We start from the raw sequence: 15,145 nt of genomic DNA, 5'->3' as shown, positions 1-15,145 counted from the left end.
TCTCCAATCGCGCGCATAGCGCAATGTGAAGTGATGTGAGTCACGCTGTGTCGCGCCATCGGCAACCGCAAATCGTGTCAGCGGGACGAACCTGTGAAATCGACCGTGACACAGGTGATGCGCACCGCCGTCGCGCGCGATGGGCTAATGTCCTACTGGCTTCAACGAGACCAAAGGGGTGGGCGATGCGAAAGAGTGTCATTGCGGCGGGCGCGACGACTGCTGCTGTTGTTGTCGCCATGACGGGGCTTGCAGGCCCGGCGTCGGCTGCGGATCAGTGGGTCATGCCCGACGTTCGGGGTGAGATTCTCGAAAGCGCGATCAAAGACGTGCGCTCTGTCACGGGTGACGCCGAGCTGGACCTCCGGTTTCAACCCAGCGTCAATCAGGTTGTCTACAACTACTCGAACTGGGCCGTCTGCGCGACCTCTCCTCGGCGGGACGCCCAGATTTCGCAGAAGTCGAAGCGAGTCATCTTCGCGATTCGCCGCCTCAACGAGAAGTGTTAAGGCCTACGTCCTAGATCATTGATCGTCAGGTCCGCTGCTTCAACGAGTCGCCGGACTAATGGCAAGCTGATGCCGATGACGTTCGACGGATCGCCCTCGATCCGGTCAACGAACCACCCGCCTAATCCGTCGAGCGTGAACGCGCCGGCGACATGCACCGGCTCGCCTGTCGTTACGTAGACGGAGAGTTCATCGACTGACGGTCGCCCGAAATGCACCGTTGTGCTGCCAGTTTCGCCCTGCGTGTGGGTGATGACACCGTCGGTGAGTCTCAGCAGTGAATGCCCGGTCAGGAGGTGGCCGACAGATCCGGCCATCTCGGACCATTGATCGCGTGCCGCGCCCACACTGCCGGGCTTTCCGCGGAGCGACCCGTTCAGGTACAGCATCGAATCACAGCCGATGACAACGCAATCGGTGACGACATCCCGTGGCAGAAGCGCGGCCACGCTGAGCGCTTTGGCGTTGGCCAGTTTGAGCACCACCGCTTCAGGCGGCGTCTCGGGATCGAGTGACGCGATGAGTGCGTCCTCATCCACATCGGAGACGACGACGAGCGGCTCTATGCCCGCCTGGCGCAGGACCCGCAGCCGACCGCTCGAGGCGGAGCCGAGGACGACACGCGTCACGGTCTTTGTTCTCCGCGCAAGCGGCTCATCATCGCCGCATGTGCATCCGCTCCAGCAGCGTGACGCGTTGCCAGCTGGTCACGTCGTAGCGCAACTTGTCGATCGGATGACCCCATGGGTTGAGCTCTTGAGGACCTGGTTCGGCATGCCCGGCGCCGCCTGCGCCGGCCAGCACGGTCACCAGTGCCGCGATCTCCTCAGCGCTGGGGTTGCCCTTGACGACCTGGAAGTGCGGGTCGGGAGCGGGCGGGTTGTCGATCGTCATGTCCCGCGGGTCGGACACCTCGACGATGTCGGCATCATGATCCACTGCTGAACTCCTTGTCTGGCAGACGATTTGATCTACAGCGGGATGTTGCCGTGCTTCTTCGGCGGCGTCTGAGTGATCTTGCGCTCCAGCAATCGCAACGCGGTCCCGATGTAACCGCGAGTGTGCGAGGGCGGGATGACCGCGTCGACGTAGCCCCGTTCGGCGGCGATGTAGGGATTGACGAGCGTGTCCTCGTACTGCTGCTGCAGCTCCAGGCGCAACGCGTCGACGTCCTCGCCGTTCTTGGCGGCGTCCTTGAGTTCCTTGCGGTTGACGAACCCGACGGCGCCGGAAGCACCCATTACGGCGATCTGAGCGGTCGGCCAGGCCACGTTGACATCGCAACCCATGTCCTTGGAGCCCATGACGCAGTACGCGCCGCCGTAGGCCTTGCGGGTGATCACGGTGACCTTGGCGACGGTGGCCTCGCCGTAGGCGTAGAGCAGCTTTGCGCCGCGGCGGATGATGCCGTTGTATTCCTGGCCGGTGCCGGGCAGGAAGCCCGGAACGTCGACGAGCATGACGATCGGGATGTTGAAGCAGTCGCAGGTCCGGACGAACCGGGCGGCCTTTTCGGAGGCATTGATGTCCAGGCAGCCGGCGAACTGGGTGGGCTGGTTGGCCACGATGCCGACTGGGCGGCCGTCGACGCGGCCGAAGCCGACGATTATGTTCTGCGCGTAACCGGCTTGGACTTCGAGGAATTCGTCGTCGTCGAGGATCCGCGTGATGACCTCGTGCATGTCGTACGGCTGATTCGGCGAGTCGGGAATCAGGGTGTCGAGCTCGAGGTCCTCCTCGGTGAGGCTTTCCTCAATCGGACCCGGATGCGGTGCCGGATAGCGCGGCGGCTCGGCGTAATTATTTGGCGGCAAGTACGACAGCAGGTCGCGAACGTAGTCCAGCGCGTCCTGCTCGCCGGAGGCGACGTAATGCACGGTGCCCGATCTGGACATGTGTGTCTGGGCGCCGCCGAGCTCTTCCATGGTGACGTCTTCACCGGTGACGGTTTTGATGACGTCGGGCCCGGTGATGAACATCTGGCTGGTCTGGTCGACCATGATGACGAAGTCGGTGAGGGCGGGGGAGTAGACGTGACCGCCTGCCGCAGCGCCCATGATCAACGAGATCTGCGGGATGACGCCCGAGGCCTTGATGTTGTTGTGGAAGATGCGGCTGTACAGGCCAAGCGAGACGACGCCTTCTTGGATGCGCGCGCCGGCACCGTCGTTGATGCCGATGAGCGGGCGGCCGGTCTTGATGGCGAGTTCCTGGACCTTGACGATCTTCTCGCCGTAGACCTCGCCGAGGCTGCCGCCGAACACGGTGGCGTCCTGGCTGAAGATGCAGACGTCGCGGCCGTCGATGGTGCCGTACCCGGTCACGACGCCGTCACCAGTTGGGCGGTTCTTGTCGAGGCCGAAGTTCTTACTGCGGTGCTTGGCCAGCGCGTCGAGTTCTACGAACGAATCCTCGTCGAGCAGCGCGAGGATGCGCTCACGCGCGGTGAGCTTGCCCTTGGCGTGAACCTTCTCGACGGCCTCCTCACCGACGGGGCGCAGAGCCTCTTCCGCGCGCTTGCGCAGATCGGCCAGCTTCCCGGCGGTGGTGTGGATATCGATCTCGTGCTCGGCGGAGGGCTCAGTCACGCTCGTCATGGTTGTTGATGCTAACGGCGGGGCGATCGAGAGTCGCGCGGGGGTCTTATTGCTCCCTTAAGAAGGCCGGCCACGCACCTCACTGCGGCTGCCACAAAACTAGTTGCACACGGAAAGTGTCGGAAACAGCCATTGTGAATTAGATCAAGATCACAGCCTGGACCATGGAAAACGTTGAGTCGTAACACCGTCAGCAAATATTTCTGGCCGGTTACTGGGTGGTTGTCAGTCTCGGCCATCAACCTGGTCTAGGCGGTGGTGTGGAGGCATAGCCGACGTGGCTCGCCCTGCAGGTTATGACGTTTTTGACGATTGCAGAGAAAGGTGGCGAAACCTTGCCGGATCGTTTGACAGCACCCCTCAAGTCTGCGATGCTTCCAGCAACTTGTCGTGCATGGGGATTCGAAAAGGTGGGGGAAATGACCACAGTTGCTACCAAATTTCAGGTGACGGTCGCGGCGGCCGCTGTCGCTGCGGGCGCTGCATTTGTTCCGGTCGCCGCGAATGCGGCTCCGCAGATCCAGCTTCCGGCTGCGCCGAGCTTCGCGGATTTGCCGCTGCAGCCGAAGGGGCCGGTTTACGTCGTCACGGCGGCGTCGCTGCAGCTGTACTCGGTGTTCATCAAGCAAAGCGCAGCCTCCCAGGAGAGGCGTTCTAGCCGGCTCGAGGCTTACGCAGCGGCGCATCCCGACACCTTCTTCGGACAGCTCGCGGCCACACGAGCCGCGCAGATTCGTTCAGCCCAGGCGATCACGAACAACATCAGCTTCGATGTCTGCCTCGGTGGTTCTTCCGTGGGAATCGGGCCGTACGGCACAGTCACAAGCGGCAGCTGCTGATCGCCCGACTTGCCAATCATTAATCGCACTGGGGCCTGCCCGTCGCAAGACGTGCAGGCCTTGGTCATTCACAGGACAGTCTGAGTGCGCTTCTTTTCCGGACGGCATGCCGACGATTCTGCCGAAGGTGATAAAAACTCCGAGAAAGATGAGGGTCCGCCCCGTCAGCGCGTCATTCTCTGGAGCGCGTTATTCGTTGCTCTATTGATCGTGCTTCTTGGTTGCTGGGTAGCCATTGGAGCATTTCAGGCCAAGTCGCACCTCGAGTCGGCTCGTGCAAGCGCTACTGCTGCCAAAGATCAACTGCTGGAAGCAGATACGAAGGCGGCCGCTGTCTCTGCGAGTGATACTCTGTCCAATGCGCAAGCCGCGCGTGACGCTACGCATTCTGTTGCATGGAATATTATTTCGGCGCTGCCGTGGGTAGGTAGTCCATTTAAGGCAGGGCAGCAGATCACCGACGTCGTGCTTGGTCTCGCTGCAGATGTTCTCCAGCCGGCGACTGATGTGGGCGTCACCATTTCGCCGGACCGGTTATATAAGGATGGCCGGGTCGACGTAGAACTCCTACGTAGCCAGGAGCCACAGCTAAGCAAGTTAGCTACAGATGCCAAGCGCTTGAACAGTGAGGCCGGTGCCATCACTGACCCTCGTTACGTGTCAGTTATGAGCGACGCGCGAAGCCAGTTGCAGAGCCAAATCGGTGATCTCACGTCGGTATTAGAAAACACCGCGCTCGCGGCTAAGCTCATGCCGTCGATGATGGGGGCCGACGGCCAACGCACCTATTTCATGGGCTTCCAGACTAACGCTGAGGCAAGAGGGGCCGGCGGACTGCTGGGCGGCTTCGGCATTCTTAAATTCGACAATGGTGTCCCGACCGTCGATAAGCTGGCGTCGAACGCTGATTTGGACGACGCTTTGGCAGTCGTCGACTTGGGCCCCGAATATGATCGGATGTACGGCTGGGCGAATGCGTTCACAGATTTCCGGAACAGCAATATGAGTCCCCATTTTCCGTATACTGCGGAAATTTGGAGGTCGATGTGGGCTCAGCAGACCGGTGTGTTTGTTGACGGTGTGGTCGCCATTGATCCGGTAGCGCTGAGTTACATTCTCAGCGCTACTGGGCCAATCACGATGCCGGACGGTGAAGTGATAGCCGATAGTAACGTCGTCGAGTTGACTGAATCTACCGCTTACATACGTTTTCCCACCGACCAGTTAGCTCGGAAGAGGTACCTGCAGGACATCGCGAATGAGGTTGTAGCCAAAATTTCAGGTCCCGTGAAGGCACCAAGGCAGTTGCTCGACGCGCTCGGCAGGGCGGTGGGTGAACGTCGCATTGCCGTATGGAGTGCCTTGCCAGAAGACCAGAAGTTGCTTGAACAAACGCCTCTTGCGCATTCGCTTCCTGATGACACCGCGCCGTTTGCCGGCGTTGTTATCAACAATCTCGGTGGGAACAAGCTCGACTACTACTTACGAACCCAGATAGAGTATGCAGCCGATAAGTGCAACGAGGGCACTCGACCTTCCACAGTCACGGTGAAGTTGACCAACACAGTGCCGAACTCGCCGTTACCTGATTATGTTGCGGCACTAGCCGGTATCTCGCCCTCGGTGTCGATCAACGTTCCGAAAGGCACAAATATTGTCTCGGTTCGGCTCGTTGCGACGAAAGGTGCCTCGCTATCGGCGGCGATCCTGAACGGCGAACGCGTCCCGGCGATCATTGGCACTGAACGAGGACATCCCGTCTTTGAAGTTCAGGTAATCATTCCGCCTGGGCAATCCGCAGATATCAAGTACATGCTCTCTGAGCCCTCCGTACCTGGCGTTCCGCGTGCGCCCAGCCAACCGCTTGTTGAGACGGTCATTCCAAAGGTTATGGTGCCGCAGTGCGCCGGATGAATGGTTGTGGCACCCTGCCACCCCACCCGGTCGGAATACAGTCGGTCGCGGCTCTATCGGAACCGTATTCCGATGTTTGGAAGGCGCTCTGTTTCGGCGAACGGGAGCCCATGCCGGAAATTAACTCTCGACAGCTAAACGGCAATGGAACACCGCAGAACAAAAGATACGAACAGCCGCCGAGAGATTGTTGAGGGGTAGCGTTGAGTTTACAAGGATTCATCAAGCTGCTACGCATTCGGTGGATCACTGTCTGCGTAGTTTTGGTCGCTTCAATCTTAGCTGCGGTCGTGATTTCGCTGTTCACAACTCCGCTGTACCAAGCCTCGACTCGGTTGTTCGTCTCAACCTCGGCTGGCTCCTCCCTGTCCGATATTTATCAAGGGAATCGCTTCTCGCAAGAACGCGTGGTCTCCTACGCTGAGTTGCTAGAGGGTGAAACGCTAGCTCAGCGGACGATCGATAAGCTTCAACTGGATATTGACGCAAAAACTCTGCAGAAGCGCGTAACTGCTAACTCGAAGCTGGATACCGTTCTGATCAACGTAGAGGTTCTCGACGAATCGCCGGTACGTGCTCGCGATATAGCTAACACCCTGTCCGACGAGTTCGTAGCAATGGTTCGTGAGCTGGAGACCCCAGGTGACGGCAGTAGTCCTGATTCTAGGGTAGTTGTGGAGCAAAGGGCCTCGATTCCCGACGAGCCCGTGGTCCCAAACACCAAGCGAAACATTGCTATTGGCGTTGCAATTGGCGTGCTGCTAGGTATCGGTACCGCGGTGCTGCGCGACCTGTTAGATAACAGCGTTAAAGATCGCGAGACTCTGGAAAGTATCACCGGATCTGCTGTGGTGGGCACAATACCGCTAGATAAAGAGCGGCAGAGGCAGCCCGCTATATCTTTCGACAACGACAACTCGTCGATTGCGGAGGCATTCCGCAAATTACGTACCAACCTGCAGTTTTTGGCCATTGACAATCCGCCTCGCGTGATTGTTGTCACTAGCTCGATGCCGAGCGAGGGCAAGTCGACAACAGCCATAAATATTGCTCTCGCACTGGCAGAGGCTGAGCACAACGTGGTGCTTGTTGACGGCGATATGCGACGACCCGCACTCCACAAATACCTCGACCTCGTGGGCGCTGTCGGCTTCAGCACTGTACTAAGCGCATCTACATCGCTGGACGATGCATTGCAGGAGACGCGATTCTCCGGACTCACTGTACTTACCGCAGGTTCCGTTCCACCGAATCCTAGCGAACTGCTGGGGTCGGTATCGGCGCGAAAGTTGCTTAGTGAGTTGCGCGCGAGGTTTGATTTCGTCATTGTTGACTCCACGCCGCTCCTTGCTGTCACGGATGCAGCGATACTCGCGGCCGGCGCAGACGGCGTGCTCATCATGGCCCGATTTGGACACACGAAGCGTGAGCAGCTCGCTCATGCAGTAGAGAGCCTTGCGGGTGTCGGCGCACCTCTTCTTGGGGCCGTGTTCACGATGATGCCCACACGTGGAGGCTCCGCCTATAGCTATAACTACAGCTATTACGGGGAAGGAGACTCTCGGCGCCGACCGCGTGAAATTTCAGGTCAACCGACAGTCAAAGAGATCTCGTCATCGAACACAGCGGAGGGCAACGTTCCTGAGGACGGCTCGAACCCACGAACCGTCCAATCCTCCGGTCGACGGAGGAAGGAGAGTTAGCATCTGTTGGTGGAGTAAAGGGGGAGCGGCGGTGCCTTAGGCATCTCAGCTTCCGCACCAGCGACGCCGAATCTCCAATAAAATTCTGTGTAGGGCAGCGTTGCCGCACATGATGCTTTGCAATATTTGCATCGGGGGTAGATCGTAGTATGGCGAGCCAAGCCGCGGCACCGCGGGTCTCCGCGGTTATCAGAGCTTATAACGAGGCCGATCACATCGGGCGACTGCTTAAGGGCCTGCAAGCGCAGACCGTGAGTCTCCATGAGGTGATACTCGTCGATTCAGGATCGACTGACGACACCGTTGCTATCGCTGAAAGCATGGGGTGCAAGATCGTCCGCATAGACAAGAGCGAATTTTCCTTTGGGCGCGCCCTCAATCGTGGATGCGCGGCTGCGACTGGCAGTATTCTGCTCTTCGCCTCTGCGCACGTCTACCCAGTTTATGACACATATCTCGAACACATGGTTAGCGGATTCCAGCGCGAAGGAACTGCAATCGTATATGGGCGACAAGTGGGGGATGAAAGAACTAAATTCTCCGAGGCCCGAGTCATGCTGAAATGGTTCCCTAACGAAAGCATCTGGGACCAAGGCCACCCGTTCAGCAACAATGCGAACGCAGCGGTATTGAAGTCGCTTTGGGAGAGTTCTCCGTACGACGAAACTCTCACGGGCCTTGAAGACCTTGATTTTGCGCAAAAGGCGATCATGAAGGGTCATAAAGTAGCGTATGTTGCTGATGCGCCAGTCGTCCACGTGCATGAGGAATCGTGGAGCGTCACGCGTAATCGCTACAGGAGAGAGGCCATTGCTTATACGCGCATTGTCGAGGACGCGGAAATGTCGTTTCCGAAATCTGTAGGTCTGGCGGCATCAAATATAATCGGTGACTATATCGACGCGGCCAAAGCGAAGAGGTTGCGCGGCAATATTACTAGTATTCCGCTTTTCCGGTCTGCTCAGTTCATCGGAGCTTGGGAGGGCTTTAGGCAGCCAAACAATTTGTCAGATAGACTCCTTGAACGTTTTTATTACCCTGCGGAGGCGAAAAGTTACGAGCTACCCCCCGCGACCGGCCGAAAAATAGTTTATGCAGACGAGTCAACTCCACTTAGCAAGGGGTGAATAGAATTGGGTGGAACAGTGGCGATCGTGCCGATGCGTCACCAGAGTGAGCGAGTTCCGGGCAAGAATTATCGGCTCTTGTCTGGGAAGCCGCTATACCACCATGTGGTGGCCATGTTGGATTCAGTTCCCGAGATCGATACGATCGTCATCGATACGGACAGCAAGCTTATTATGGATGATGCGGCCGCTCAATTTCCTGGTGTCCAGGTGCTCGAGCGTCCGATGCACCTCCGCGACGGCGAAATTCCAATGAATGACGTTCTGTTGAATTCGCTTGAGCAGGTTGACGCCGACGTAGTGATACAGACGCATTCTACCAACCCATTTCTGAAAGCGGAAACGGTAGCGAGCGCTCTGCAGTTGTTCCGCCAAAAAAGGCACGAAATCGATTCCATCTTCAGCGTCACTCGTTTGCAGGCGCGATTGTGGGACTCCCAAACTCAACCGCTTAATCATGACCCGAGCAACCTATTGCGCACTCAGGATCTGCAACCGTTATTTATCGAGAATTCATGCTTTTTCATTTTCACGCCTGATTCACTTAGGCGTGAGGGTAACCGAATCGGGCGACACCCGATAATGTTCGAAATGGCTGGGGTCGAGGCGGTGGATATAGATGTCGAAGACGACTTTGAGCTCGCGTCTGCGATAGCTGAGCGGAGCACCAGTTCGTGAGCGCGCCTCTCGTTCTGGTGACTTGTCGGCAGATGCAGGTGGAGCTCCCGCGGCATCGCGACCGCATTGAAAGTCTCGGATACGAGGTCGTCGCGCCCGAACTTGGTAAACGTCAACAATTTTCGGCTGCGGAACTCTTGGAGTACCGCGATCGGCTGGTGGGTATCATCGCCGGTGACGATGAATTGAACCGCGAGTTTTTCGAGGGTGCGGGCAAATTGAAGACGGTGATCCGTTGGGGTATCGGCATGGATTCGGTCGATCAGCAAGCTGCGAGCGCCCGTCGAGTAATCGTGCGAAACACTCCCGGTGTGTTTGGCTGTGAGGTGGCCGATTCGGCTTTCGGCTATATCCTTAATCTTGCGCGAGGACATATAGAGGTTGACAGATCAGTTCGGCGCGGTGAGTGGCCCAAGCGGGAGGGCATCACTCTCGCTGGCGCGACGCTAGGAATTGTCGGTTTTGGCGCCATAGGTCGCGAAATTGCGAAGCGGGGTGCCGGTTTCGGGATGGATGTGGTCGCATACGACCCGTTCCTCGAAGGTGACGTGGCCGGCGCGAGGGGCGTGAGTCTTGAGGACCTTTTGTCCACGAGTCGCTTTGTCGTTCTTGCATGTCCTCTAACACCCGACACCTTTCATCTGCTAGACGCCGCCCGCTTGTCCCTGATGCGTAGGAACGCGTACTTGGTGAACGTCGCGCGCGGACCTGTAGTTTTGGAAGCCGACCTAATCGCTGCTTTGAAAGATGAGCGTCTTGCCGGCGCCGCGCTCGATGTGTTCGAAACGGAACCGTTGCCACTCGACAGTGAGTTGCGGAGTTTTCCGAACGTCATTTTGGGCGCACACAATGCCTCGAATACCCGTGAGGGCGTGGCGCGTGCAAGCGAGAAGGCTGTTGATTTTCTTATTGAGGAGCTAACCCGTTGACGCGCGCGGTGGTTGTGACGGGCGCGGCGGGCGGCATTGGCTCCGCAATATGCAAGAGGACCCGCGAAGACGGCTATATTGCAGTCGGTATCGACCGCAACCCCTCGGTGGAAGCAGACGTGGACTTGCGTTTCGATCTGATGGACACGGAGGGGCTTGTTAGCCTCGGCCGAGAATTGGGCCAGACTTATGAGCTAGAAGCCATCGTTCACAACGCTGCAGAGCAGCCGGTCGCAGGGCCAGGCGAGACAACGGTCGAACGATGGATGGAAACGTTGCGGGTCAACGTCCTCTGCGTCGATGCGTTGGTAGCAGGTGCGCGAAAGAGCTTGGCCTCGAACGGTGGCTGCGTCGTTGTGCTCAGTAGTGTGCACGCGAGAGCTACGACAGGGGGCCTGACGGCTTACGCCACCACAAAGGCAGGCTTGGAGGGGTGGGTGCGTTCCGCCGCGCTTGACCTTGGCCCCCACATCAGAGTGAATGCGGTGGCGCCGGGCGCGATTGACACGGCCAAACTCCGAGAAGGCTTCGCGCGCTGGGGCGAGGAGTCTGCTGATGCACGCCGGAGTCATCTATGCGAACGTACAGCGCTGCGGCGAATTGGAGATCCAGCCGAAGTCGCTGGAGTGGTGTCATTTTTGATTGGTGCAGACGCACGTTTTGTGACTGGCGCGGTAATGGTGGTCGACGGTGGGGCGGCCGCTCGCCTGGGGACCGAGTAATCAGTAACGTGTTGGGGCAATTTAGTGTCGGCGCACTCAAAATGTTCGCTGCCTGTTGGACTAACAGGATGGCTGAGACGCAATGACACGGCCGGGTAGGACTGGACATGCGGTTGTCACCTACCTAGTGCTTGCTGGACTTCAGCGCGGAATGCTCCTGCTGATCCTTCCCTTCGTTACTCGAGTGATGCCGCCCGCCCAATATGGTGCCGCCACCATGCTCACGGCGGCTGCGCTATTGATAGTGGCCATTGTTGCAGCACCACTGGAGACGCTAGTTTTCCGGATAGTCGCCAAAGGGGAAGCGAAGTCCGGCATCCTGCGTGCCGCAGGCCTGTACTGCTATCTCCTGCTGCCTCTATGTGCTGCGGCGTTCGCAGTCGCATTCTTCTTTGTGCCGACCTTTCTGCACGTGCAAGGCTGGATCTGGTCCATAGAAATATTGGCGGTCGGATTTCTCCCAGCGATGTCGGTGTTCGCTCTTTCCGTGTTGCAGGCAGAGCAAGACTTGCGAAGATTTATAGTGCTTGCGCTAAGCTCGATATGTTTCATCGCTCTCTCAAAATTTGTTCTGGTTGTTTGGATGCGGCTAGGCGTCCTGGGCTGGGTCCTGTCTGACCTCATCAGCGCGGCCCTCTCAGCGGCGGTCGCAACGGTACTGGTCCGGGTGCCTCGGACGCGGGTGACTAACGCGGACATAATGGAGATAATTCGTTTCTCCGGTCCGCTGATTCCCCATAAAGCTTCATTCTGGGCGGTCAATTCGCTGAGCCGGCCAGCGCTAGCAGTGGTCTCAACACTGACGCAGGTTGGCCTTCTTTCGTTCGGCCTAAACCTAGCGTCCGTTGCCACTTTGATTCTCTCAGAACTAAATCGCGCTATGCTCCCGCGTTACTCGAGAGAGACATTTCGTGCACCTACAACCGAGACGTATAGTCCTGTAGTAATACAGTTCCTCGCAGCTATGATCGTTCCCGCATTCTTGGGTTCCGGAGTTGCGATACTGGGCCGACTGATTTTTCCGGAGTCATACTGGTCCTCCTTCTCTCTCACAGGCGTACTACTAGTAGCCCAGGCCGCCTATGGTTTGTATCTCATACCAATGAATTACCTTACGCAGACTGCAGGTTTGCCCAAATACACGGCAATAGCGTCTGGTGGGGGTGCGCTGATAATTCTCGTGGGCATTCTGTTGATTGGTCGGGCTCAAGGCGCACGCGGCGTGTGCTATGTGACAGCCGGCGGTTATCTCGCCATGGCGGTGATTGCTTTCATCTTGGTGCGAGCCCACAGGTTGGATGTCAGATGGCGAGCTTGGGCTACGCACGGGCCTGACTTATGTCTAGGTATCGCGGCGCTGTCCTGCGGCGCTGCAGCCCTTGCGATGCCCGTTGGTTCGAGATTGGCACTTGTCCTCGCGAGCTGCGCCGTCGTGTTGGTACTAGCCACCGCGGCTTTGGCGGGTTATCTAGGCCGGACCACGCAACCGCTCGGCACCAGATGAATTTCTTTCGTATTCATTGCAGACCAAGTCATACTACGTGCATGTCCCATGAGTGTTGGAAAGTTTCGTACGCATTGCAGGAGAATTCAGTATGGACCTAGAGCAGGAGATTACCCACCGCATTTCGAACGCTAGACGGTTGGACAGAAATCGCGGATCCAAGCAAGCCCCGTCTCGTCTGACTGCAGCTCCAATGACAAATACAGTGGATTGGATCGTGTTCGCGCTCCCTACTGTCATAGCAATTCGTACGGTAAGCACGCCCGTCTCATTGGTGCTTCTGAGCTTCCTTCTCTTAGCGGCGTTCGTTCGGAACTCACGTATACGATACTCAGTGAGATCAGGACCCCTGGTCGCACTCTTCGGTTCAGCAGTACTGGTCTACAGTCGCCCCGATAGCGCTGGGACACTAATCGCGCTAATACTGGTCGCAATGCTGGTTTTTCGTCTTACGAGTACTGTTGACGCAAAAATCATCATTGCCTCGCTAGTGGACGGCTGCGGCCTATATCTGGTGGCGAATGTCCTCTGCTTCATTGCGGGGATGCAGTCACCTGCGATGAACGTACGTATTGGCAGCTTGGTAGAAGCTACGGGGTTCGTTAGGGTAATTTTTCCCCTGACTTGGTCCATTAACATACCGCCGATGATTGCTTGTCTTTACATTGCGGCGTTCGTATTTATGATCCGTGAGGACGGGCGCTTACGGCGAATTTTGAGACTTGCGTGCTTTGCTTGTGCAGTATTCATTTTAGCTAGCGCCAGTGCTCGCGTGGCGATAGGCACCGCAGCTTTGCTCTTAATACTAGGTGTGCTAGTTCCAGTTAGTCTCCGCTGGATGGCACAGGTCTCCGCCCTGCTCGCTACCATTTCGGCCTACCTACTACCCGTAGCCGTGAGTTCGATTCAGTTCCTAATAGCACCGCTCATTTCACTGGCGCCTGGACGCATAAGTGAGTCTCAGTCGATTACGTCACTAGAGGGCAGGGATTATATTTGGGAAAGATCGATATCATTTTGGCGCGAGTGGGTGTCCGACTTCCCTCATATCTTGTTCGGCTATGGCGTCAACGGCCAATATCACTCGGGCGCGTCTTTCAGCTTCAGTGAACGGCTATCGACAATGGTACGAAATCCCGAACTGCAGTTCATGCACAATTCGATGCTGCAGCAGTTATTCGACGGCGGTATCATCGGGGCAGTTCTATTATCCGTAACGCTCTACTGGACGGCCGTGCGGCTAGCCGGACGCCGTCAGTCGTGGGGCAACATCGGTTCCGCAGCGATACTGGCTACTACTGCGCTCATTCTCAGCGGCATGACAGAGGTTTCTTTAGCCCCCGGTCCGGCTTACGACAGCTTCTACATTCTCATGGTTTTAGTCGGTGTGGCATGCCAGGGTGGCCGAATGGATCATAATGCACACCAGTCGTCCGGTATGAAAAGGCTGCGCGTCGCGACGCCACACGTCAGGAATGGGTAGAGATTCGCCCGACCGCCCGTTGTCCGCTGACAATGAGGTGGCGCGATCTGTGCAGCCTCTGTTACATGCAAACAAGCACATGACAACGAGCCGAGGGCCAGTCTGCCTGCGGTCTCGAGGAGAGGGTTGCTATGCGAAGCGCCGAAAAATTTACTGCAGCTTTTGCTCACCACGGCGAAGGCCCCTTCTGGGATTCGCGTGGTGATCGGCTGCTGTGCTGCGACGTTTTCGAGGGTCATGTAGTAGAGATAGCGAGTGATGGAGCGATTCATAGACACGACTTGGAGCAGCGTGCAGTTACGGTGGTGAGGCACCGTGCTCGAGAAGGATTCATAGTTGCCACGGATAAAGAACTCATCGCGGTTGATAATAATTTCGGCCGTGCCGAACCGGTCGCAACATTGGTGAATGATTCCGATGTGCGCCTTAACGACGGTGGTTGCGATCCATTTGGCAACTTCGTTGTGGGGTCCATGAGATACGACGAGAAGTCTCGCGGGGGAGCCGTTTATAAAGTCGCGCCTGGTGGTAAGAGCAGGCCAGTCATTGGCGGCGTTACCGTTTCTAACGGCGTTCAGTGGTCGGCCGACGGATCGCGGGTCTTCTACATCGATTCACCCACCCAGTGGGTTGACACCTTCGATGTTGATCCGCATTCGGGCGACTGGTTACGGCGCCACAAGCATATAAGTCTTGAAGAAGCCGAAGGTGTGCCCGACGGAATGGCGATAGACGACGAGGACGGCCTCTGGATCGCGATGTGGGGTGGCAGTTCGGTGCGGCACTACGACAGGCACGGCCAGCTCATTGAGATCATAAGCGTGCCCGGCGTCACGCAAGTCAGCTCGTGCGCGTTCGGGGGAGAGCGGAGAAGAACGCTCTTTATAACCACGTCGCGCAAAGATTTAGTTGCGGATGAACCTAACGCTGGCGCAGTATTTTGTATCGAAACTTCCTGCAGCGGGGCGCTGCTGGCGGAATATTCTGGTTAGCTTGCGGCTTGCTGGCGAACGTGTAGGCGCTTGGTGCTTTGAAACTGGTGTCTGCGTTTATAGGCTTCCGGTGGGCAGTTGCTTCTGCGTTGTGAGTCAGCGGTTGATGCGTTAGCCTCCGGTGTAAGACGGGTAACGTATACGGTCT

14 protein-coding genes are annotated in these 15,145 nt (G+C 57.4%); 11 read left to right on the top strand and 3 right to left on the bottom strand.

What is annotated here, in order from left to right:
* The first annotated feature begins 185 nt into the window (after window positions 1–185).
* Window positions 186–509 carry a hypothetical protein gene (locus PGN37_RS01680; RefSeq protein WP_335329282.1) on the top strand — a complete coding sequence of 108 codons (324 nt, stop codon included), beginning with the start codon at window positions 186–188 and terminating at the stop codon, window positions 507–509.
* Here PGN37_RS01680 and PGN37_RS01675 read toward each other — a convergent pair.
* The 3 genes from PGN37_RS01675 to PGN37_RS01665 are packed head-to-tail and all read right to left on the bottom strand — an operon-like array spanning window position 506 to window position 3,106.
* Window positions 506–1,138 (bottom strand): Maf family protein, encoded by a 633-nt coding sequence (locus PGN37_RS01675; protein ID WP_335329281.1) that lies wholly within the window; start codon window positions 1,136–1,138, stop codon window positions 506–508. The two genes, PGN37_RS01680 and PGN37_RS01675, sit on opposite strands and share 4 nt — an antisense overlap.
* A gap of 28 nt (window positions 1,139–1,166) precedes the next feature.
* Window positions 1,167–1,448, bottom strand: a complete 282-nt coding sequence (locus PGN37_RS01670) for an acyl-CoA carboxylase subunit epsilon (RefSeq protein ID WP_046362532.1) — start codon at window positions 1,446–1,448, stop codon at window positions 1,167–1,169.
* Between the two features lie 32 nt (window positions 1,449–1,480).
* On the bottom strand, window positions 1,481–3,106 hold the full coding sequence (locus tag PGN37_RS01665; RefSeq protein ID WP_335329280.1) for an acyl-CoA carboxylase subunit beta: 1,626 nt from the start codon (window positions 3,104–3,106) through the stop codon (window positions 1,481–1,483).
* A gap of 419 nt (window positions 3,107–3,525) precedes the next feature.
* Here PGN37_RS01665 and PGN37_RS01660 point away from each other — a divergent pair, with 419 nt between their 5' ends.
* The 10 genes from PGN37_RS01660 (at window position 3,526) to PGN37_RS01620 (ending at window position 14,997) form a co-directional block, all read left to right on the top strand.
* On the top strand, window positions 3,526–3,945 hold the full coding sequence (locus tag PGN37_RS01660) for a hypothetical protein (protein WP_335329279.1): 420 nt from the start codon (window positions 3,526–3,528) through the stop codon (window positions 3,943–3,945).
* An 84-nt stretch (window positions 3,946–4,029) separates the two neighbouring features.
* Window positions 4,030–5,859, top strand: coding sequence for a DUF4012 domain-containing protein (locus PGN37_RS01655; RefSeq protein WP_442932817.1), 1,830 nt, complete (start codon window positions 4,030–4,032; stop codon window positions 5,857–5,859).
* A gap of 203 nt (window positions 5,860–6,062) precedes the next feature.
* Window positions 6,063–7,562: a polysaccharide biosynthesis tyrosine autokinase gene (locus tag PGN37_RS01650; protein WP_335329278.1), complete on the top strand. Its 1,500-nt coding sequence runs from the start codon at window positions 6,063–6,065 to the stop codon at window positions 7,560–7,562.
* Window positions 7,563–7,711: 149 nt separating this feature from the next.
* Window positions 7,712–8,689, top strand: a complete 978-nt coding sequence (locus PGN37_RS01645; protein WP_335329277.1) for a glycosyltransferase family 2 protein — start codon at window positions 7,712–7,714, stop codon at window positions 8,687–8,689.
* A gap of 18 nt (window positions 8,690–8,707) precedes the next feature.
* Window positions 8,708–9,367, top strand: coding sequence for an acylneuraminate cytidylyltransferase family protein (locus PGN37_RS01640; protein WP_335329276.1), 660 nt, complete (start codon window positions 8,708–8,710; stop codon window positions 9,365–9,367).
* Window positions 9,364–10,296 carry a phosphoglycerate dehydrogenase gene (locus tag PGN37_RS01635; RefSeq protein WP_335329275.1) on the top strand — a complete coding sequence of 311 codons (933 nt, stop codon included), beginning with the start codon at window positions 9,364–9,366 and terminating at the stop codon, window positions 10,294–10,296. The genes PGN37_RS01640 and PGN37_RS01635 overlap by 4 nt, the downstream gene beginning before the upstream one ends.
* A complete protein-coding gene (locus PGN37_RS01630; protein WP_335329274.1) occupies window positions 10,293–11,018 on the top strand; it encodes an SDR family NAD(P)-dependent oxidoreductase in 726 nt (241 codons plus the stop codon). The genes PGN37_RS01635 and PGN37_RS01630 overlap by 4 nt, the downstream gene beginning before the upstream one ends.
* An 82-nt stretch (window positions 11,019–11,100) precedes the next feature.
* The gene (locus PGN37_RS27250; RefSeq protein ID WP_442932816.1) at window positions 11,101–12,522 is read left to right on the top strand and encodes a lipopolysaccharide biosynthesis protein; all 1,422 of its coding nucleotides are present in this window, start codon (window positions 11,101–11,103) and stop codon (window positions 12,520–12,522) included.
* A 91-nt stretch (window positions 12,523–12,613) separates the two neighbouring features.
* Complete coding sequence (locus tag PGN37_RS01625) at window positions 12,614–14,005, top strand: O-antigen ligase family protein (protein WP_335329273.1); 1,392 nt, start codon at window positions 12,614–12,616, stop codon at window positions 14,003–14,005.
* Between the two features lie 131 nt (window positions 14,006–14,136).
* Window positions 14,137–14,997 carry an SMP-30/gluconolactonase/LRE family protein gene (locus tag PGN37_RS01620; RefSeq protein ID WP_335329272.1) on the top strand — a complete coding sequence of 287 codons (861 nt, stop codon included), beginning with the start codon at window positions 14,137–14,139 and terminating at the stop codon, window positions 14,995–14,997.
* The last annotated feature ends 148 nt before the right edge of the window (window positions 14,998–15,145 follow it).

It is taken from the genome of Mycobacterium kyogaense (assembly GCF_036946525.1).
In the GTDB taxonomy this organism is placed as follows: Bacteria; Actinomycetota; Actinomycetes; order Mycobacteriales; family Mycobacteriaceae; genus Mycobacterium; species Mycobacterium kyogaense_A.
Note: the sequence above shows the minus strand (reverse complement) of the source record. Positions and strands in the feature narration are given on the sequence as shown.